This is a genomic window from Xenorhabdus hominickii (genome assembly GCF_002632725.1).
Classification (GTDB): Bacteria; Pseudomonadota; Gammaproteobacteria; order Enterobacterales; family Enterobacteriaceae; genus Xenorhabdus; species Xenorhabdus hominickii.
This window is the reverse complement of the sequence record NZ_NJAI01000001.1, coordinates 1,184,604-1,203,800: the sequence shown is the minus strand read 5'-3', so window position 1 is coordinate 1,203,800 and position 19,197 is coordinate 1,184,604. Positions and strand designations below refer to the sequence as shown.

Annotated in this window: 17 protein-coding genes and 1 riboswitch; of the genes, 11 read left to right on the top strand and 6 right to left on the bottom strand. The window is 44.3% G+C overall.

Going from position 1 to position 19,197, the window contains the following annotated elements:
- Positions 1–157: 157 nt before the first annotated feature.
- From Xhom_RS30000 to purD, 3 genes are all read left to right on the top strand, one after another.
- Positions 158–382: a hypothetical protein gene (locus tag Xhom_RS30000; protein WP_069317728.1), complete on the top strand. Its 225-nt coding sequence runs from the start codon at positions 158–160 to the stop codon at positions 380–382.
- A 109-nt stretch (positions 383–491) separates the two neighbouring features.
- Complete coding sequence (gene purH / locus Xhom_RS05355) at positions 492–2,096, top strand: bifunctional phosphoribosylaminoimidazolecarboxamide formyltransferase/IMP cyclohydrolase (RefSeq protein WP_069317727.1); 1,605 nt, start codon at positions 492–494, stop codon at positions 2,094–2,096.
- A gap of 30 nt (positions 2,097–2,126) precedes the next feature.
- Positions 2,127–3,410, top strand: coding sequence for a phosphoribosylamine--glycine ligase (purD, locus tag Xhom_RS05350; RefSeq protein ID WP_069317726.1), 1,284 nt, complete (start codon positions 2,127–2,129; stop codon positions 3,408–3,410).
- A 94-nt stretch (positions 3,411–3,504) separates the two neighbouring features.
- Here the strand turns inward: purD and Xhom_RS05345 are convergent, their stop codons facing one another.
- The 5 genes from Xhom_RS05345 to hemE all read right to left on the bottom strand — a co-directional run bounded on the left by Xhom_RS05345 (position 3,505) and on the right by hemE (position 7,096).
- Positions 3,505–4,137 (bottom strand): DUF1481 domain-containing protein, encoded by a 633-nt coding sequence (locus Xhom_RS05345; protein WP_335673741.1) that lies wholly within the window; start codon positions 4,135–4,137, stop codon positions 3,505–3,507.
- Positions 4,138–4,207: 70 nt separating this feature from the next.
- Complete coding sequence (gene hupA, locus Xhom_RS05340; protein ID WP_010848914.1) at positions 4,208–4,480, bottom strand: nucleoid-associated protein HU-alpha; 273 nt, start codon at positions 4,478–4,480, stop codon at positions 4,208–4,210.
- Between the two features lie 185 nt (positions 4,481–4,665).
- Positions 4,666–5,256 (bottom strand): YjaG family protein, encoded by a 591-nt coding sequence (locus tag Xhom_RS05335; RefSeq protein ID WP_069317725.1) that lies wholly within the window; start codon positions 5,254–5,256, stop codon positions 4,666–4,668.
- A gap of 76 nt (positions 5,257–5,332) precedes the next feature.
- A complete protein-coding gene (gene nfi / locus Xhom_RS05330) occupies positions 5,333–6,010 on the bottom strand; it encodes a deoxyribonuclease V (protein ID WP_069317724.1) in 678 nt (225 codons plus the stop codon).
- A gap of 21 nt (positions 6,011–6,031) precedes the next feature.
- Positions 6,032–7,096, bottom strand: coding sequence for a uroporphyrinogen decarboxylase (hemE, locus tag Xhom_RS05325; protein ID WP_069317723.1), 1,065 nt, complete (start codon positions 7,094–7,096; stop codon positions 6,032–6,034).
- Positions 7,097–7,486: 390 nt separating this feature from the next.
- Between hemE and dcp the strand changes: the two genes are divergently transcribed.
- The gene (dcp, locus tag Xhom_RS05315; RefSeq protein WP_069317722.1) at positions 7,487–9,694 is read left to right on the top strand and encodes a peptidyl-dipeptidase Dcp; all 2,208 of its coding nucleotides are present in this window, start codon (positions 7,487–7,489) and stop codon (positions 9,692–9,694) included.
- 142 nt (positions 9,695–9,836) lie between these two features.
- Here the strand turns inward: dcp and nudC are convergent, their stop codons facing one another.
- Positions 9,837–10,604, bottom strand: coding sequence for an NAD(+) diphosphatase (gene nudC / locus Xhom_RS05310; RefSeq protein ID WP_069317721.1), 768 nt, complete (start codon positions 10,602–10,604; stop codon positions 9,837–9,839).
- Between the two features lie 159 nt (positions 10,605–10,763).
- On the opposite strand from nudC, the gene Xhom_RS05305 reads away from it, so the two are divergent.
- From Xhom_RS05305 to thiS, 7 genes are all read left to right on the top strand, one after another.
- Complete coding sequence (locus Xhom_RS05305; protein ID WP_069317720.1) at positions 10,764–11,435, top strand: HAD family hydrolase; 672 nt, start codon at positions 10,764–10,766, stop codon at positions 11,433–11,435.
- Between the two features lie 523 nt (positions 11,436–11,958).
- Complete coding sequence (locus Xhom_RS05300) at positions 11,959–12,900, top strand: YadA-like family protein (protein ID WP_069317719.1); 942 nt, start codon at positions 11,959–11,961, stop codon at positions 12,898–12,900.
- A gap of 20 nt (positions 12,901–12,920) precedes the next feature.
- A complete protein-coding gene (locus Xhom_RS05295; RefSeq protein ID WP_069317718.1) occupies positions 12,921–15,125 on the top strand; it encodes a YadA-like family protein in 2,205 nt (734 codons plus the stop codon).
- Positions 15,126–15,190: 65 nt separating this feature from the next.
- A riboswitch (TPP riboswitch) is annotated at positions 15,191–15,329 on the top strand.
- Between the two features lie 149 nt (positions 15,330–15,478).
- Entirely contained in the window at positions 15,479–17,485 is a 2,007-nt protein-coding gene (thiC, locus tag Xhom_RS05290) for a phosphomethylpyrimidine synthase ThiC (RefSeq protein ID WP_418384786.1), read from the top strand.
- A complete protein-coding gene (gene thiE, locus Xhom_RS05285; protein WP_069317717.1) occupies positions 17,469–18,179 on the top strand; it encodes a thiamine phosphate synthase in 711 nt (236 codons plus the stop codon). The genes thiC and thiE overlap by 17 nt, the downstream gene beginning before the upstream one ends.
- Positions 18,173–18,997, top strand: coding sequence for a HesA/MoeB/ThiF family protein (locus tag Xhom_RS05280; protein ID WP_069317716.1), 825 nt, complete (start codon positions 18,173–18,175; stop codon positions 18,995–18,997). Before thiE ends, Xhom_RS05280 begins: the two co-directional genes overlap by 7 nt.
- On the top strand, positions 18,994–19,194 hold the full coding sequence (gene thiS, locus Xhom_RS05275) for a sulfur carrier protein ThiS (protein WP_069317715.1): 201 nt from the start codon (positions 18,994–18,996) through the stop codon (positions 19,192–19,194). The genes Xhom_RS05280 and thiS overlap by 4 nt, the downstream gene beginning before the upstream one ends.
- The last annotated feature ends 3 nt before the right edge of the window (positions 19,195–19,197 follow it).

The following is a 19,197-nucleotide window of genomic DNA, read 5'->3' as shown; positions in this document are numbered from 1 at the left end:
TAGGGTCTTGCGAGTGCCCACACAGATTGTCTGATTAAATTGTTAAAGAGCGGGGCAACCGGAGAGGTTCTCCGTGTTGCGAGGCTGCGTATCTTACGCTGTTTGCCTCCGGAGTCAAGCGTTTATTTTTCGCCGGTCTCCGACTGGCGTCTGCGGCATGTCTCAGCTCAGCGTCGGTCAGTGGTGGCGCATTATAGGGAGTTTTCGGCGCCTGGCAATAGTTTTTTTTGAAAAAAATTATCGTTTGATTAATCACACAGCAAAACCCCAAGTTATACCGACTTACACACAAAACTATCCACAAATGGATATTTTGATAAAATTTGTCGAGCATCACGCAAACGTTTTCGTTACAATCTACGAAGAAAAAATCACCGTATGATTTTTTCGGTTTTTTTTGAAATGTTATTGCAGAAGCCATTTTTTCGTTCAATCAGTGGTTTTTTCTCAATAAGTTATTCTTGTTTTATGAAATCCAAGGGATCACACCAATGCAACAGCTTCGTCCAATCCGCCGTGCCCTGCTAAGTGTTTCTGACAAAGCAGGGGTTATTGAATTTGCCAAAGCCTTATCAAGTCGCGGCGTCGAACTGCTTTCAACGGGTGGCACCGCTCGCCTGCTGGCTGAAGCAGGGCTAAATGTCACTGAGGTTTCGGACTATACCGGATTCCCCGAAATGATGGACGGACGGGTCAAGACCCTTCATCCCAAAGTTCATGGCGGCATTCTGGGCCGACGTGGTCAGGATGATGAAGTGATGGCACAACACCAGATTGCGCCGATTGATATGGTAATCGTCAATCTCTATCCCTTTGCACAAACCGTTGCAAATCCAAATTGCTCTTTGGAAGATGCCGTAGAGAACATTGATATCGGTGGCCCGACGATGGTTCGCTCTGCGGCCAAAAACCATAAAGATGTTGCGATTGTTGTTAACAGCCAAGATTACGGCAAGATTATTGAGGAAATGGACAACCACGAAAACTCACTGACACAACCCACTCGTTTTGATCTCGCCATTAAGGCATTTGAGCATACAGCCGCGTATGACAGCATGATTGCCAATTACTTTGGCAAATTAGTTCCAGCCTATCACGGCGATACAAATCAACTATCAGGCCGCTTTCCCCGCACTTTAAATCTGAATTTTATCAAGAAGCAGGATATGCGTTATGGGGAAAACAGTCATCAAGATGCTGCTTTCTATATAGAAGAGAAACATATAGAGGAGAAAACAGCAGAAGCTTCTATTGCTACCGCAACTCAGTTACAAGGTAAGGCACTCTCTTACAATAATATCGCAGATACCGATGCCGCCCTTGAATGCGTGAAATCTTTCTCCGAGCCAGCTTGTGTCATAGTCAAGCATGCCAATCCTTGCGGCGTTGCCATTGGCACGGATATTAATGCTGCTTATGAACGCGCATTCAAGACCGATCCTACTTCAGCATTTGGGGGCATTATTGCATTTAACCGAGAGCTGGATGTTGATACCGCCAAAGCCATCATTGATCGCCAATTTGTTGAAGTCATTATTGCCCCTTCTATTAACGAAGCGGCTTTGCCAATTCTGGCGACGAAACAAAATGTTCGCGTTCTCGCGTGTGGTGAATGGAATTTGCCAGCCGCTGGCTTAGATTTCAAACGTGTCAATGGTGGTTTATTGGTACAGGATCGCGATTTAGGCGTGATAACAAAAGGGGATTTACAAGTCGTAACCCAACGTCAGCCGACAGAGCAAGAAATGAGAGATGCGTTGTTTTGCTGGAAAGTCGCTAAGTTTGTAAAATCCAATGCTATCGTTTATGCCAAGGATAATATGACTATCGGCATTGGAGCAGGTCAAATGAGCCGTGTTTATTCTGCCAAAATAGCTGGCATTAAAGCCGCAGATGAGGGGTTGGAAGTTCAGGGCTGCGTTATGGCTTCAGATGCCTTTTTCCCTTTCCGTGATGGTATTGATGCCGCCGCCGCAGTGGGAGTGAGCTGTGTTATTCAGCCGGGTGGTTCCATTCGTGATGATGAAGTGATTGCTGCGGCCGATGAACATGGCCTTGCCATGATTTTCACAGGCATGCGTCATTTCCGCCATTAAATGTCCTCTCTATTAATATAGGAGCAATTGATGAATATACTCATTATCGGTAGTGGTGGAAGAGAGCATGCGCTGGCTTGGAAAGCTGCACAATCACCGTTAGCGAATAAAATCTATGTTGCACCGGGTAATGCAGGTACAGCATTAGAAGCAAATCTGGAAAATGTGGACATTGAGGCCACAGATATTGAGGGATTGCTGGCATTCGCCCAAAGCCACGATATCGGCCTGACTATTGTCGGGCCGGAAGCCCCGCTCGTTATTGGTGTGGTTGATGCTTTCCAACAAGCTGGCCTAACTATTTTTGGTCCATCCAAATCCGCCTCCCAACTGGAAGGTTCCAAAGCGTTTACCAAGGATTTCCTCGCACGCCATTATATACCCACAGCGGCCTATCAAAATTTCACAGAAATTGAACCGGCACTGGCTTATTTGGAAAAAATGGGGGCTCCAATTGTTATTAAAGCTGATGGTCTGGCTGCCGGTAAAGGCGTCGTCGTCGCTATGACAATGGAAGAAGCACAAAACGCAGTCAAAGATATGCTGGCGGGCAATGCTTTTGGTGATGCAGGGCATCGTATTGTCATTGAAGAATTCCTGGATGGGGAAGAAGCCAGTTTTATTGTCATGGTGGATGGCAAAAACGTGGTTCCTATGGCTACCAGTCAGGATCACAAACGGGTAGGTGACGGCGATACCGGGCCAAATACCGGCGGAATGGGAGCCTACTCACCTGCACCAGTGGTAACGGATGAAATCCATCAGCGTGTAATGGAAAAAATCATTTATCCTACCGTTGAGGGAATGGCAGCCGAGAACCATACTTATGTTGGTTTTCTCTATGCAGGCTTAATGATAGATAAGCAGGGTGAACCGAAAGTCATCGAATTTAACTGTCGTTTTGGTGATCCCGAAACCCAACCTATTATGATGCGTCTGCGTTCTGATTTGGTCGAGCTGTGCCTTGCGGGAGCAAAAGGCCAGTTAAGCGGTAAAACATCAACATGGGACTCCCGCCCTGCACTGGGTGTCGTATTGGCGGCAGGAGGCTATCCCGCTAGCTATGCCAAAAATGATGTTATCAGTGGCTTAACTCAAGAAGCAGATACGGATAAAAAAGTCTTTCATGCGGGAACCGCTTTTAAGGGCAAGGATGTAGTCACTGCGGGTGGACGTGTTCTATGTGTCACCGCTTTGGGTAATGATATTGCAGACGCACAGAAAAAAGCTTACCAGAGAGTAGAACAAATTGACTGGAAAGGATGCTTTTACCGTAACGACATTGGTTATCGGGCCGTTGAACGTTTGAAATAAAGCTATCTATATACCCAATCGATTTCAAGTTTCAGCGCAGCCAACAAAGCTACAGCTTAAAAAATGAAGGAAAAGGCCGGCGAAAGTAACTGTATTACAGAGTATCTTTCGTCGGTTCCCAATGACAAAAATCATCATTAGCAACCAGTAATAACTGTTTTCCTTCTGGCGAATCCAACCAAGCAATGTTCAGTGAACCAAAACTGCTGTTTCGCCTTTCTTTCAGCCATTTCAGAGCATGGGGTTCAAACCCAGCAGCTAACTGTGTTCCTGAACACATGGTCACTTGCCCATCCTGCCAATAGCCCTGTAACAACTGAATCTTTCCTGCGATTAAAGCGTCACTGATTTCCTCTATCCGTTTAGCATCAAACCGCAGACGATTCACATCGTCGTCAGAAAGTGATTCATTGTATTCTTTTAACTGCCGCAGACTAAAAATGACCGTGTTATTTTGGTCAATACGTAATGTTTCTGCAACTGAAGAGCTATCAAGCGCATTCCTGCGGATTTGCCACAAATTACCATGACGATATTCATAGAAAGTAACAGTGGTATTTTTATTACGGTAGGGACTGTAAACACTCATAATAACCTGAGGCTTACTGCTTTGATCATTCAAACGCCATAAGCGGACAACACCGTCGTCGGTTACAAAACCACTGGCGCTGAAAGGTGGGACCTTTGATTGAATCGAACAGGCGCTGAGCAAAGAGATAAAACCCAATGCTAGCAGCCCCTGTAGAATCAACAAAAGGGGTTTTAAATTTTCCCCTCTCATTTTTTTTGCAATGCGATTATTTAACTGCGTCTTTCAGAGCTTTACCAGCAGAGAAAGCAGGAACGTTTGCTGCTGCAATTTTGATCTCTTTACCAGTCTGTGGGTTACGGCCTGTACGTTCTGCACGGTGGTTAACTTTGAAAGTACCAAAGCCTACCAACTGCACTGCATCACCGTTTTTCAGAGATTCAGTGATTGCATTCAAAGTTGACTCCAGAGCAGCTTTAGCCTGAGTTTTGGTCAGATCTGCGCCTGCTGCAATTGCATCAACTAATTCGGTCTTATTCATAGATTATCCTTACAGTGTGTTTATCGTTTGCAAAGCATCGAGTGCGACGGATATGCCGATTTGACAGCACCCCTGCATACACGCACCGATAGCCACTTCTTTTCACCCTCCAATGTAGAACAGAGTGAGGGCGAATGTGAAGACTTTAAATACGGCAAATCAAGCACTAAGTCACGTTTTATGAGCTATTGCTCCAAATTTATGCCGATATTGCTCATCCCCGCTTCACGGAGATCAGCTTTTAATCCTTTAATTAATTCGATATCCCGTTCTTCGCAATTTGCCAATAAACGGTAAATCTCCCATTGAATATCCCATTCTTCCTCAATGGCGGGTAATACTTTTAACTCATCCTCGGTCATTTCCCTACCGGCCTGTGTCATTTCCAGCATGGCAACGGTACGGATAGATATTTCACTGATGGTTATTGCATATTCTAATGTTGAGCCATTCAGACGAGAATGAATTACTTCACCCAATGCAATGCATGCATCAATCGCTGGATACACACCATAAATATCGTAACTATCTGATGATGGGATAATGGATTCTAATTTTTCCAGCTGATTATCAAAATTCACTTTTGCATCTTTGACGACCAATACTTCCCACACCAGATCCAGAATACGGCGATACTGTGCAGGGTCTGCAAAACCACTTTGGCGGCAGAACACCTGATAATTTGGATACATTCGCTCACATAGACTAGCCATAAAAGTCAAATGTTGCCAACTTTCGAGTTTCTCCAACCTCAGGTGGATCGGGTTTCTTAACATTGGTCGTTACTCATGATGCCTAATTTGCGTCGAAGTTTACCTGAAAATCAAGAATATCCACACATTTCCGCCTCAATTAAAGATTTTTCTGCATTGTTTGCCTAAAAAACAATCTATTTGAAGCAATCCCATCCGCCCAACGGGTCGGTTCAGGCAATTTATATCCTCTCATACAGTGCTTAACCCAATGAATAGCACTGTTAAGACTGACCTTATGCCCGATGGAAATATAGAGCGGATTACACCTTTTTTTACTCCGCCACACTAAACCAATCTGTTCCCCATGATCCATTAATGGCTGACAACTACCCTGTTCCGCCCCCACAAGAGCATGTTCACCACATAAACGGCTTTTTGCTATTCCAATCGTTGGAACATCTGCCAACAACCCAAAATGGCTGGCGACACCCAAACGTCTGGGATGAGCAATACCCTGACCATCAACCATTACCAAATCAGGCCGTAGCTTTAATTTTTGCCATGCTGACATCAATGCAGGGTATTCACGAAATGAGAGTAAACCAGGGATGTAGGGAAGCACAGTGTCAACCCTCGCAATTTGATATTCCACCAACTCAAGAGAGGCATAACGTAAAACAGCGATGGCGGCGCGGGTCACCGTACCACCGTCTTCAAATCCAACGTCTGCACCTGCAATGAACTCGGGTGTAAAAGACGCAGGAAACACATCTTGGCGGATAACCTGCTGTGCTTTCTCGATCTGTTCCTGACGTAATGCCTTGGTATCTATCATAAATCGGTATCAATCATAAAATCATGGGTGATATTTTGCTGAAAGTCTGTGTACTGCTTCGACGAATACGCCGGCATGTTCTGGCGGAACATCTTGGTGAATACCATGCCCCAGATTGAAAACATGGCCGTTGCCCGCCCCAAAGCCCTGCAAAATCGTCGAAACCTCTTGTTCAATTCGCGCTGGCGAAGCATACAGCATGGACGGATCCATATTGCCTTGTAAAGCAACTTTATCTCCGACACGACGGCGGGCATCAGCAATATCAGTTGTCCAATCCAGCCCAAGGGCATCACACCCCGTTGCTGCCATCGCTTCAAGCCACTGCCCTCCCCCTTTTGTAAACAAGGTTACAGGCACACGCCGGCCTTCATGTTCGCGGATCAATCCATCAACAATTTTACGCATATATTGCAGGGAAAATTCCAGATAATCGCGAGGAGATAAAACGCCCCCCCAAGTATCGAAAATCATAACAGATTGAGCACCCGCTCTTATTTGCGCATTCAAATATAGAATAACGCTGTTTGCCAATTTATCCAGTAACAGATGCAATGTGGCAGGCTCCGCATACATCATGGACTTAATTTTGGTGAAAGCCTTACTGCTTCCACCCTCAACCATATAGGTTGCCAGTGTCCACGGACTACCAGAAAAACCAATCAGAGGAACCTGCCCCGCCAATGCCTTGCGGATCGCCCGAACGGCATCCATCACATAGCCCAGTTCCATTTCCGGGTCGGGCACAGGCAGTTTTTCCACATCGGCATGATTAAGGATAGGAGAATGAAAACGTGGCCCTTCCCCTGCTTCGAAATAAAGCCCTAATCCCATCGCATCAGGGATCGTCAAAATATCAGAAAACAGGATGGCAGCATCCAATGGAAAGCGTCGCAAAGGCTGAAGCGTGACTTCACAGGCCAGTTCAGTATTTTTGCATAACGAGATGAAATCCCCCGCCTCCTGGCGCGTTGCTTTATATTCCGGTAAATAGCGCCCCGCCTGACGCATCATCCACACAGGTGTGATATCGACAGGCTGGCGCAATAAGGCGCGCAGATAGCGGTCGTTTTTCAACTCATTCATGACAGGCTCCTTTGATTATCGACAAAAAGCGCGCGCATGATAACACGTCAGAAGCCGAACTTCCGTCGTGACCGCCAATAAATAAGCGTTCAAGCATCAATCCCCTATAACGAACGACATCAGATAAAAAATTTATGTACAGAGTCACAAAACCCGGAATAAGGACTATGCACACCAGCTCACCACTCTCATTATGTTACATTTATGTTATAAGCGTATTACATGAAGGAAATGCCGTTTCTCACGTTGCATAACCCTTCATTATTCGCGCTCTTCAGTTAACTGTTGGATGAATTGGCTTACGTTAGTTAATTGACTGTATCAAAGCGCTTATGAAGTTATTTTCATTGATAAATAACCTATTAGACCTACATGGAGGAGTTTCGATTGATGCGTTTATCCACTTTAGTACTAGCTATTGGCTTGGCGCTTGGCACTCAGGCACAAGCCGAAGAAAATAAACTGGGATCTGACCACACGAACGTATCCAGTGATCAGGTAAAGCAAATGAGTGTGACCGCTGAAGCAAATCAACAGCAATACAAGAACAAAAACCCTTTCTTTTCCCCGAGTGTATTACCGTTTCAGGCTCCTCCGTTCGATAAAATAAAAGAAGCAGACTATGCACCCGCGATTGCTGCCGGTATTAAACAGAAACTGAAAGAAGTAGAGAAGATCGCCAATAATCCCGCCAAGCCTGACTTTGAAAATACATTTGTCGCTCTGGAGAAATCAGGTGCAACGCTGACACGGGTGATGAGCGTATTTGGGGCGATGACGTCAGCTAATACCACTGACAGGCTGCAAAAACTGGATGAAGAAACTTCACCAAAGCTGGCGGTGATGAATGACGAAATTATGCTCAACAGTAAACTGTTCAAGCGAATTAAAGCCGTTTATCAGCAGCGCGAGACGTTGAATCTGGATCCAGAATCGCGCCGGTTAGTGGAAGTAACTTATCAAAGCTTCGAGTTAGCGGGAGCCAACTTGTCCAATGCGGATAAAGCAAAATTAAAGGCGTTGAATAAGGAATCAGCAACACTCAGCACCCAGTTTAGCAATAAACTGCTAACGGCAACCAAAAATGGCGCGCTGAATATTCAAGATAAAGCCAAGCTGGACGGACTGACCGAGGGTGAAATTGCTGCGGCTGCGCAGGCCGCCAGTGAGCGTAAGCTAGACAAACAATGGCTACTGGTATTGCAAAACACCACCCAACAACCGAGTCTGCAAGACCTGAAAGATCGCGATACGCGTGAAGCGTTATTTGAGGCATCGTGGACCCGAGCCGAAAAAGGTGACAATAATGACACGCGTCAAACCCTAGCCCGGTTAGCGAAGATCCGTGCTGAGAAGGCTAAACTGCTGGGCTTCGAGGATTATGCATCGTGGAAACTGCAAAATCAGATGGCAAAAACGCCTAAAGCCGCGTTGAAATTTTTGCGTGATATTGTACCGGCGGCAACTGCACGCGCTGAGCGCGAAGCCAAAGATATTCAGGCAGTGATTGACCAGCAAAAAGGCAGCTTTAAACTGGAGGCTTGGGATTGGCCGTTTTATGCCGAGCAGGTACGCAAAGCAAAATATAATTTGGATGAATCACAGATTAAGCCGTATTTCGAGCTGAATAACGTCCTGAACAATGGCGTGTTCTATGCCGCTAATCTGCTGTATGGCATTACCTTTAAAGAGCGCAAAGATATTCCGGTTTATCAACCCGACGTCCGCGTGTATGAAGTTTTCGATAAAGACGGGAAGCCGTTGGCACTGTTTTATACCGATTACTTTAAGCGCGACAACAAAAGTGGTGGAGCCTGGATGAGTAATTTTGTCGATCAGTCGAAGCTCATCGGAACCAAACCGGTGATTTACAACGTCACCAATTTTACCAAACCTGCGCCGGGCCAACCAGCACTGTTGTCATATGATGACGTGATCACACTGTTCCATGAGTTTGGACATGCCTTGCACGGCATGTTTGCCGATCAGAAATATCCGAGCCTGTCCGGCACCAGTACCGCCCGTGATTTTGTGGAATTTCCATCACAATTTAATGAATATTGGGCACGTGATCCCAAGGTGTTTGCCCATTACGCCAAGCATTACCAAACCGGTGAAGCAATGCCACAGGCGTTGGTGGATAAGATCAATAAAGCTGACAAATTCAACAAAGGTTATGGTATGACCGAGCTGTTATCAGCCGCATTGTTGGATATGCACTGGCATATGCTGACCGCTGATCAACCACAGCAGGACGTGAATAATTTTGAAGCCGCGTCTCTGCAACAAGACAACATCTATCTCAGCTACGTGCCGCCGCGCTATCGTTCCAGCTACTTCAATCACATTTGGGGTGGCGGTTATGCTGCCGGTTATTATGCTTATCTGTGGACGGAAATGCTGGCAGACGATGCTTTTGTCTGGTTTACCGAACACGGAGGCCTGACGGCAGAGAATGGCCAGCGTTTCCGTGATAAGGTGTTGTCACGTGGTAACAGTGAAGACTTGGAAAAGCTGTATATTGACTGGCGTGGTAAGCCACCAAGTATTGAGCCTATGCTGAAAAACCGGGGCCTAAAGGAACAAAAACAGCCTTAATTTGCCACTGAACCTTGAAAGATTGAGAGTTACCCGTTTTGGTATAGATATCGAATCCTTATATACCCAGTGGATTTCAAGTCAAAATACAAGGTAACTCTCATGCTTTATGCGGTCGCGGTAAAACTGGCATTACCGGGTATCACTGCTGACGACATAATGCAACCGTTTCCTCAATCAGACGGCGGGCAATTGTATCAGGAGATGGAATCAAAGGAAGCTTATCGTAGCGATACCAATCTGCGCCGATCAGTTCGACAGGATCATGATTGATTTCACCACTATCATAATCGGCCAAAAATCCTGTCATTAATGAATTTGGGAAAGGCCACGGTTGTGAGGCAACATAACGCAAGTTACGGATCTTAATGCCACTCTCTTCCATCACTTCACGATGGACGGCTTCTTCCAGCGTTTCCCCCACTTCCACAAATCCAGCCAGTACAGTATGCATGCCATTACGGTGACGTTGGTGTTGCGCCAATAAAATATGATCATCACGACGAATACCGACGATAATGCTGGGTGCAATTTGTGGATAGTAACGCTCTTTGCAATGGCTGCACAAACAGGCCCATTCGCGTTGGCTGTGCTGCATTTCATGACCGCAATAACCGCAATATTGGTGTGAACGATAAAACTCAGCTAATTGGACACCGCGCCCGACCATCTGAAATAATTTGGTACCCTGAGCAGCCATTAAACGGGGAGAAGACATATTTGACGTCATTTTATGACGAATCAGCCAAACCGTTTCTCCCTGCCACTCGCCAATGGGCTGCGCTGTTTGGCCTTGTAATGACCACTGATTCGCCGTTCCTGATGGTAACTCTCCCTGCGGTAGCCAAACCTGGTTTTCAAGACTAACAATCCACCAGCCACGTTCCATACCTGTCAGTTTTTGTTGCATCATCTATATCCATTCCACCATTGGTTGGGTGATTACTCTCATAATATGTTGCCCAAAATCAGCACAAACCAAGCATACTCTTTTTTATCTTCTTTCGTTTTTAGTCTTGTTATATTAACTGTACTTCTGAATACTCGCCCAAAATAGAGAATCACAATAATGTCACAACAAATCGCTGTATTTGATCTGGATGAAACACTGATTTGCGGAGATTCCAGCCAACTCTGGACAAATTACCTATGGGAACAGGGTATCATTACCGATCCTCGCTTTATAGAAGCAGACCAGAAAATGATGGCGGATTACAGTGCCGGAAAACTCGATATGCAGGAATATCTGGCATTCAGTTTACAAGCGCTAAGCCAAACTCCCCATGAACAAATAGATATCTGGCTGACAGATTTTGTGGAAACTAAAATCAAACCACTGTTCTATCCTGCGGCCGAAAAACAATTGGCCCTCTACCGCCAGCAAAACATTCCCATCATTATTATTTCTGCCACCGTGTCTTTTGTAGTCAAGAAAATTTCTGCTGCATTTGGTGTACAAACTGCCATGGGCATTGATATGGAAATGAAAGATGGCTGCTATACCGGTAATATTCAAGGAACGCCGACCTTCCGTGAAGGAAAAGTTGCCCGTTTGCAACAATGGCTGGAAGAACAGAACTTATCGCCGCAGCATATTTCATTTTATACCGATTCCATGAATGATTTTCCAATGTGTTTATTTGCTGACGAGGTATTTACCATCAACGCAGATAAGAAATTGCAAGCGGAAGCTGAAATACAGGGTTGGAAACAGTTAAATTGGGAATTATATTCCCGGTAGATTTCTGATAACAAACGTTGATCAGAAATCGGTAGCTGTAAGCCAGTTAACTATGTCATGGGTGAATATGAGGTCACAATAGAAACCCTATCCGCCCATAAAACTAAATTGAGTTATTTTAAACACGCTGCCATTTTGTTAACTGATTAATAATACCGTGTTTAATTAAACGATTTATATCATTTCATCGTAAAACCAAGCTTACCCCATATAATAATTAGTTAAAATACAACAAGTAACAGCTTCAAAAACATTTTTAAAAACCTAAAACGAATTAATTATTTATTTTATATCAACATAAGATTATTCTTAAATTAACACACTCTCTCTTCGTATATAAAAAAATGCATAATACGATAATACGATTAGTCACTATATAAGTGATTATCCAGCATAAATCAAATAGCAAAAGCATGCCTTAAATCAACTCATGGGGGATTCAGAATTGTTAACACCACGCTACTGCATCAATTAAACAACCATTATTTAGTTTATACCTACTTTCATCGAGAATATTTGAATCATGACTAAATCCATTTTAGCTGTTGCTATTAGTACTATCATATCGATATCGCCAGCATTTGCAGAGATCAACCTTAATTCTGGCGTCACGGCAAACACGAATCAGAATGTTGTGGATCAATCCGTTGCCATCGGGGCAAACAATGACTTAGGCAATGCAACTAAAGGGGTTGTCATTGGTCATGACAGCAAACTAATAAATTCAAATAGAGGGATTGTCATTGGTTCTGGTACGGTCAGTAATGGAGATGGTGTGGCTGTTGCCGGTGGCGAATCCCAAAATGGAGGACTCGCCTTTGGTTCTGGCTCCAAGGCAGAACGAGCCGATGAAATGAACATTGGTAATCGGCAAATAACGGGCGTTAAAGATGGAACAGATAATACTGATGCTGTCAATTTCGGACAGTTAAACAAAACAGTCAGAAATACATTGGAAAATGCCAACAAACACACTGATAAAGTTATCGGGGAATTAGGTGAATCTCTCCATAAGCATTTAAATACTACGGAACAAAACATCAACGACCACACAAATAAAATCGTCAGTAACGCCAGAAAATATGTCAATGATCGTGAAAAAAACACCATTAATGAAACAACACATTACACTGATAAAATGGTATCTAACGCCTTTAATGAATCATTAAAATACGCCAAGGATTATAATGATACTCGCTACAATCAGCTCAATAACAAACTGACTCACAATTATAACCGTGCCAATGCCGGCATTAGTGGTGCAATGGCTATGTCAGCTATTCCGCAAAAATTTGGTTATGAAAAATCAGCAGGTATAGCAGTAAGTTCCTTTCGGGGTCAGGGAGCTTTAGCCATTGGAGGTGAATGGAATACATCAACAAACACCGTGACTCATTTTAATGCAGCCATTGATACATTGGGTGGTGTTGGCGTAGCGGCAGGCTTGTCATTTGGTGCAAACTAATACAGGTTAAAAGAGAAATAATGAAAATACGTTATTTAGTAACTTTAATTATAGCACCTATAGCAGCAGGGCAAACTTGTGATACAACTCTTCCTGTCATTCACAGAGAGAAACAAACATTATGTTTTGAGAAAGATGGACACAATAATATATCACCAATAAATAATGCAAATACTTTCGAAAACTCTTGGGATAATAAACTATTTTCTATACGGAACGAACTAAAAAATTCAAAAAATAACACACTTGGTTTAGAAGAAGATATTTATTACCTTCTTAATGAAAATACTGAAAGCAACGGGTGGTGGTATTTTTCACATTTAAATTCATTATATAATAGTCATAATAACTTTATAAGAATTTCTTTAAACACTTTAATTAATTCCAGTGATAATGAAATTTCCAGCAGACATAACACATTAAACGATTCTAACAATAACACTATTAAGATGAATTACGATTACAAAACCAATATTGATCACAATACATCTAATAATTTTAAATTATCTAATAAAAATGTAATTAATGGCAACAACACTAAGTTGACCCATTCCAATCGAAACAAAAACATCAGCGGTGATAACAATACATTAGCTAATTCCAATGATAATAAGAACATCAAAGGTAATGACAATACATTAACACACTCCAACGAAAACGAAGTTCAGGGCGATAAAAATCACCTCTCCGAGTCTAAAGGGAATAGTATCAATGGACATAAAAACAACTTAACCAACGCTGACGAAAATAATATTAATGGCAACAACACTACGTTGACCCATTCCAATCGAAACAAAAACATCAGCGGTGATAACAATACATTAGCTAATTCCAATGATAATAAAAACATCAAAGGTAATGACAATACATTAACACACTCCAACGAAAACGAAGTTCAGGGCGATAAAAATCATCTCTCTGATGCTAAAGGAAACAACATCAATGGCAATAGAAACAAAAATATTCGGGGTAATAACAATATATTAGACAATTCCGATGATAATAAAAAAATAATAGGTAATGAGAATAGATTAGAACACTCCAATGAAAATGACATTAATGGTGATAAAAATTATCTCTCTGATTCTGAAGAAAATAGTATCAATGGTAGTGTAAATCAGTTAACTCACTCCCAAAAAAATACCATTATTAATGATAATAACATCCTCATCAGCGCGGTTAAAAATAAAGTATTAGGCTCAAATAACACTCTTGATCACGCAGCCGACTCTTATATTAAAGGACACGAGAATACTATTATTCAAAGTAATAAATTATTCAAAGATGACAAAAACCAACCTCTATCCCAAATAACTTTGAATAAAAGTATCTTGGGGGGAATCGGTGATGCAGGGATTGGTACTACTGTGACTGAAATAACTTCCAGCATTATCTTTGGGCACAATAACAATATTGCAACTACTAGTACTACCGCTGCCACTACCTTAAAGAATACCGTAGCATTAAATGCCAAAGGCATCGCTGGCAGTGAAATCATTGCTATTGGTGGCAAAGCCGACGGAGATCATACTATTACCCTCGGCGCAGGTTCATCCAGCACCAATGGCGGAATCGCATTCGGTGAAAATTCAAAAGCAACACGCGCAGATGAACTGAACATTGGTCAACGCCAGATAACAGGCGTTAAAACAGGCACTGAAGATAATCATATCATCAATATTAAACAGCTAAATAATCGCCGTGACAATACCTTAACGCAGTCAAAAATCTATGTCGAAGCAGGAATAACAGCCCTTCCCAAGAAGATCAAAACACAAACCGATACCTTACAGACACAAGCCAATAAGCATACCAATGATATTCTGTTGCCGATAAAAGATGATGCCAAAAAACGATTCCAGCGTATCACCAGACAATCAATACACTACACCGATACTCAAAAAAACCACTACCAAACAGTGTTTGAAAAAATGGCAAAAAACTATTATGTCGATACCCAATTTGATCAATTGAACCGCTACGCTGATAAACAACAAAAAAGAATCAATGCAGGCATTTCTGCTGCAATGGCAGCAACCGCCATTCCATCAAAAAATAGCAATAAACTCTCAGTTGGTTTTGGTATCGCCTCATACCGTGGGCAAGCTGCGGGAGCTGTGGGTTCTATTCTTACCGTTAGCCCACATATTCAAATAAAAGTTGCCATGACGTATGACACTCAAAGTGGTACAGGGCTGAACTCAGGGATTACAATTGGATTTTAATCTCACTTAAAGAGTACAAGTTTTAGGTTGTAGTTTTCACAATCCCCTTTATACTCTGAGGTGTTTTTTTCTTGTCGGAGTGCCTAGCATTTACCTTAGATCGCATATTTTGGATCATAGTAAACGCAGGCTGAGACCGTTAATTCGGGATCCGCAGAACCTGATCGGGCTAATACCCGCGAAGGGAACAAGAGTAATCCCCCGCTGTTAGTATCAGCGTACATCTACGCAAATAGTATGTACAAATACTCACCAGCATCAACCATTACTCCCTGCGAGCTCCAGACAAGCAATTTTCTCAACTTAAGCCTGTTCTGCAATGAAATAGGCGATAACACAGTCAGGAATTTGCTATGTCTAAGTCCAACAATACCGTTGTTTCAAATACTGTTATTTCCAGCTCCACTATTCCCCATTCTATTATCCCGGCAACAGATATCTCACCCAAATCCCATTCATCAAGGCCGCGTAAAGCGCAGCGAGATGCCGCACAGGATTTTATCAATTCCATTCAAGGTGTCGCGTTTCCCAATTCAAAGCGCATTTATCTTGCAGGTTCCCGTCAGGATATTCAGGTTCCGATGCGGGAAATTCAGTTATCCCCCACACTGGTTGGCGGCACAAAAGAGCAACCTCAGTTTGAGGAAAATGAGCCCGTGCCTGTTTATGACACCTCCGGCCCTTATGGCGATCCCACTTCCGAGTTAGATGTGCAGACGGGATTGAATAAAATCCGCCAGCCGTGGATTGACGAACGCAATGATACCGAGCCTGTCTCCATACTCAGCTCCGGCTTTACCCAACAACGCCTCGCCGATACAGGGCTGGATCACCTGCGATTTCACCATCGCCCACACCCACTCAAAGCCAAACAGGGCAAGCGCGTCACACAATTACACTATGCACGCCAAGGTATCGTGACACCAGAAATGGAATTTATCGCACTGCGCGAAAATATGGGGCGAGAGCGTATTCGCAGTGAAGTCCTGCGCCAGCAACATACCGGACAAAGTTTCGGGGCCAACTTACCGGAAAACATCACATCAGAATTTGTCCGTCAGGAAATTGCCGCTGGTCGCGCAATTATTCCTGCCAATATTAATCATCCAGAATCCGAACCCATGATTATCGGCCGCAACTTCTTGGTGAAAGTGAACGCCAATATCGGTAACTCCTCTGTCACTTCCTCCATTGAAGAAGAAGTCGAAAAACTGATTTGGTCTACTCGTTGGGGTGCAGATACCGTAATGGATCTCTCGACCGGACGCTATATCCATGAAACCCGCGAATGGATCCTGCGCAATAGCCCGGTTCCCATTGGGACAGTCCCGATTTATCAGGCTCTGGAAAAAGTGAATGGCATAGCAGAAAACCTGACATGGGAAATGTTCCGCGATACCTTGCTGGAACAAGCCGAGCAAGGCGTCGATTACTTTACTATCCATGCGGGTGTACTGCTGCGTTATGTGCCGATGACTGCCAAACGTTTGACAGGTATCGTCTCCCGTGGTGGCTCAATTATGGCGAAATGGTGTCTTTCCCATCATCAGGAAAACTTCCTCTACATCCACTTCCGTGAAATTTGTGAAATCTGTGCTGCCTATGATGTTTCTCTCTCGTTGGGTGACGGATTACGCCCTGGCTCCATTCAGGATGCCAATGATGAAGCCCAATTTTCCGAATTGCATACCCTCGGCGAGCTGACAAAAATCTCGTGGGAATACGATGTTCAGGTGATGATCGAAGGGCCGGGACATATCCCGATGCAATTAATCCGCCGCAATATGACGGAAGAACTGGAGCATTGTCACGAAGCCCCGTTCTACACATTAGGCCCTCTGACAACCGATATCGCCCCCGGTTATGATCATTTCACCTCGGGTATTGGTGCTGCCATGATTGGCTGGTTTGGCTGTGCCATGCTGTGCTACGTCACGCCCAAAGAACACCTTGGCTTACCCAATAAAGAAGATGTAAAACAAGGATTGATCACTTACAAAATCGCAGCACATGCTGCTGACCTGGCTAAAGGCCATCCCGGTGCTCAAATCCGTGACAATGCCATGTCGAAAGCGCGTTTTGAATTCCGTTGGGAAGACCAATTCAATCTGGCGCTCGATCCTGATACCGCTCGTGCCTATCACGATGAGGCCTTACCACAAGAATCCGGCAAAATCGCCCATTTCTGCTCCATGTGTGGGCCAAAATTCTGCTCAATGAAGATTACGCAAGACGTTCGTGATTACGCAGCAAAACTGGAGCAAGAAGCGGGCATGGAACATATGTCCGAAGCGTTTCGTGCCCGTGGCAGTGAGCTATATCACAGCGCTGAGGATATCAATGATGAAAAATCAGCGTAAAACTAATCAGCATGAAGCTAACAACATCTCTATTCCACAGGCGCCTTTTGCACCCACTGCACATCGGTTGGGGCTTTATCCTGTCGTGGATTCCCTGATGTGGATTGAACGATTACTGGAGACGGGCGTCAGAACCCTGCAATTGCGCATCAAAGATAAGCCTGAAGAACAGGTAGAGAAAGATATTCAATCCGCCATTGCACTCGGCCGTCAATACAACGCCCATTTGTTTATCAACGATTATTGGCGCCTCGCGGTCAAACACCAAGCCTATGGGGTGCATTTGGGGCAGGAAGATCTGGATATCGCCGACCTCAATGCTATCCAGCAGGCGGGGTTGCGTCTGGGCATTTCCACCCACGACCCGCAAGAACTGGCACGGGCGAAATCACTGCATCCTTCTTATATTGCATTGGGGCATATCTTCCCTACGACAACTAAAGAGATGCCCTCATCACCGCAGGGCCTGGAGGCGCTCAAACATCAAGTAGAGATCACACCAGACTACCCCACCGTCGCGATTGGCGGTATTTCACTGGAACGTGTATCTGATGTAGTAGCAACAGGTGTTGGTAGCGTGGCACTGGTCAGTGCGATTACAAAAGCGAAAGACTGGCAGCAGGCAACGGCCAGATTGCTTCATTTGATTGAAGGAAATTTGGTTGAGAGAAATGATCGGAGGCTCTTATGTTAAACGATCAAGAATTTATGCGGTATAGCCGTCAATTATTACTGGAAGATATTGGCCCTGACGGACAGGAAAAATTAAAGGCCAGTAAGGTGCTGGTTGTAGGATTAGGTGGATTAGGTTCACCCGCCGCACTCTATCTTGCGGCGGCAGGCGTGGGAAATCTCTATCTTGCAGATGATGACAATTTACATATCTCAAACCTGCAACGACAAATCCTCTATCGCACAGCAGATGTCCCCACCAATAAAGCCACATTGGCGGCAAAACAACTGACAGACCTCAACCCTCTGATCAACATCACAGTCATACACGAACGACAAGATCAAAGCTCACTGGCAGAGCTTGTTCGACAAGTCGATATGGTATTGGATTGCTGCGATAACATGGCAACCCGTCACGCCATCAATGCCGCCTGTGTTGCCGAAAATAAACCCCTTATCAGTGGCAGTGCGGTCGGTTTCAGTGGGCAGCTTATGGTATTCGAACCCCCTTACCAACATGGCTGTTATGCCTGCCTTTATCCCGATCAGGAAGAACCTCAGCGCAATTGTCGAACTGCAGGTGTTTTGGGGCCAGTTGTTGGCGTCATCGGCACATTACAAGCACTGGAAGCCATCAAAATGCTGTCGGGCCTTTCTTCTTCCTTAAGTGGAAAATTACGGCTGTTTGATGGCAGACAACAGAGCTGGAGCACATTACAGCTAACCTCATCATCCCATTGCCCTGTTTGTGGGAGATTGCCAATACCAGCCGATAACGTGAAAGCCCTCGCAGACCAGACAGTTTCAGGAATAACTGGTTCAGGAAAAGAAGTCGCATGAACATCATCGTCAATGACCAACCACTCACATTGGATACGCCTATGACGGTGCAGCAATTGCTGGAACATGTACAACACACTCAAGCAGGCACCGCTTTGGCTATCAATCAGACCATCATTCCGCGCTCAGAATGGCATACCCATCAAATTAATGACGGGGACAATATTTTGCTGTTTCAAGCCATTGCAGGTGGCTGATGC

Excerpts from the sequence above, each read along its gene's own strand:
- Xhom_RS30000 (WP_069317728.1), top strand. The coding sequence starts at position 158 with ATGTCTCAGCTCAGCGTCGGTCAGTGGTGGCGCATTATAGGGAGTTTT.
- purH (WP_069317727.1), top strand. The coding sequence starts at position 492 with ATGCAACAGCTTCGTCCAATCCGCCGTGCCCTGCTAAGTGTTTCTGAC.
- purD (WP_069317726.1), top strand. The coding sequence starts at position 2,127 with ATGAATATACTCATTATCGGTAGTGGTGGAAGAGAGCATGCGCTGGCT.
- hupA (WP_010848914.1), bottom strand. The coding sequence starts at position 4,480 with ATGAATAAGACCGAATTAGTTGATGCAATTGCAGCAGGCGCAGATCTG.
- Xhom_RS05335 (WP_069317725.1), bottom strand. The coding sequence starts at position 5,256 with ATGTTAAGAAACCCGATCCACCTGAGGTTGGAGAAACTCGAAAGTTGG.
- nfi (WP_069317724.1), bottom strand. The coding sequence starts at position 6,010 with ATGATAGATACCAAGGCATTACGTCAGGAACAGATCGAGAAAGCACAG.
- hemE (WP_069317723.1), bottom strand. The coding sequence starts at position 7,096 with ATGAATGAGTTGAAAAACGACCGCTATCTGCGCGCCTTATTGCGCCAG.
- dcp (WP_069317722.1), top strand. The coding sequence starts at position 7,487 with ATGCGTTTATCCACTTTAGTACTAGCTATTGGCTTGGCGCTTGGCACT.
- nudC (WP_069317721.1), bottom strand. The coding sequence starts at position 10,604 with ATGCAACAAAAACTGACAGGTATGGAACGTGGCTGGTGGATTGTTAGT.
- Xhom_RS05305 (WP_069317720.1), top strand. The coding sequence starts at position 10,764 with ATGTCACAACAAATCGCTGTATTTGATCTGGATGAAACACTGATTTGC.
- Xhom_RS05300 (WP_069317719.1), top strand. The coding sequence starts at position 11,959 with ATGACTAAATCCATTTTAGCTGTTGCTATTAGTACTATCATATCGATA.
- Xhom_RS05295 (WP_069317718.1), top strand. The coding sequence starts at position 12,921 with ATGAAAATACGTTATTTAGTAACTTTAATTATAGCACCTATAGCAGCA.
- thiC (WP_418384786.1), top strand. The coding sequence starts at position 15,479 with ATGTCTAAGTCCAACAATACCGTTGTTTCAAATACTGTTATTTCCAGC.
- thiE (WP_069317717.1), top strand. The coding sequence starts at position 17,469 with ATGAAAAATCAGCGTAAAACTAATCAGCATGAAGCTAACAACATCTCT.
- Xhom_RS05280 (WP_069317716.1), top strand. The coding sequence starts at position 18,173 with ATGTTAAACGATCAAGAATTTATGCGGTATAGCCGTCAATTATTACTG.
- thiS (WP_069317715.1), top strand. The coding sequence starts at position 18,994 with ATGAACATCATCGTCAATGACCAACCACTCACATTGGATACGCCTATG.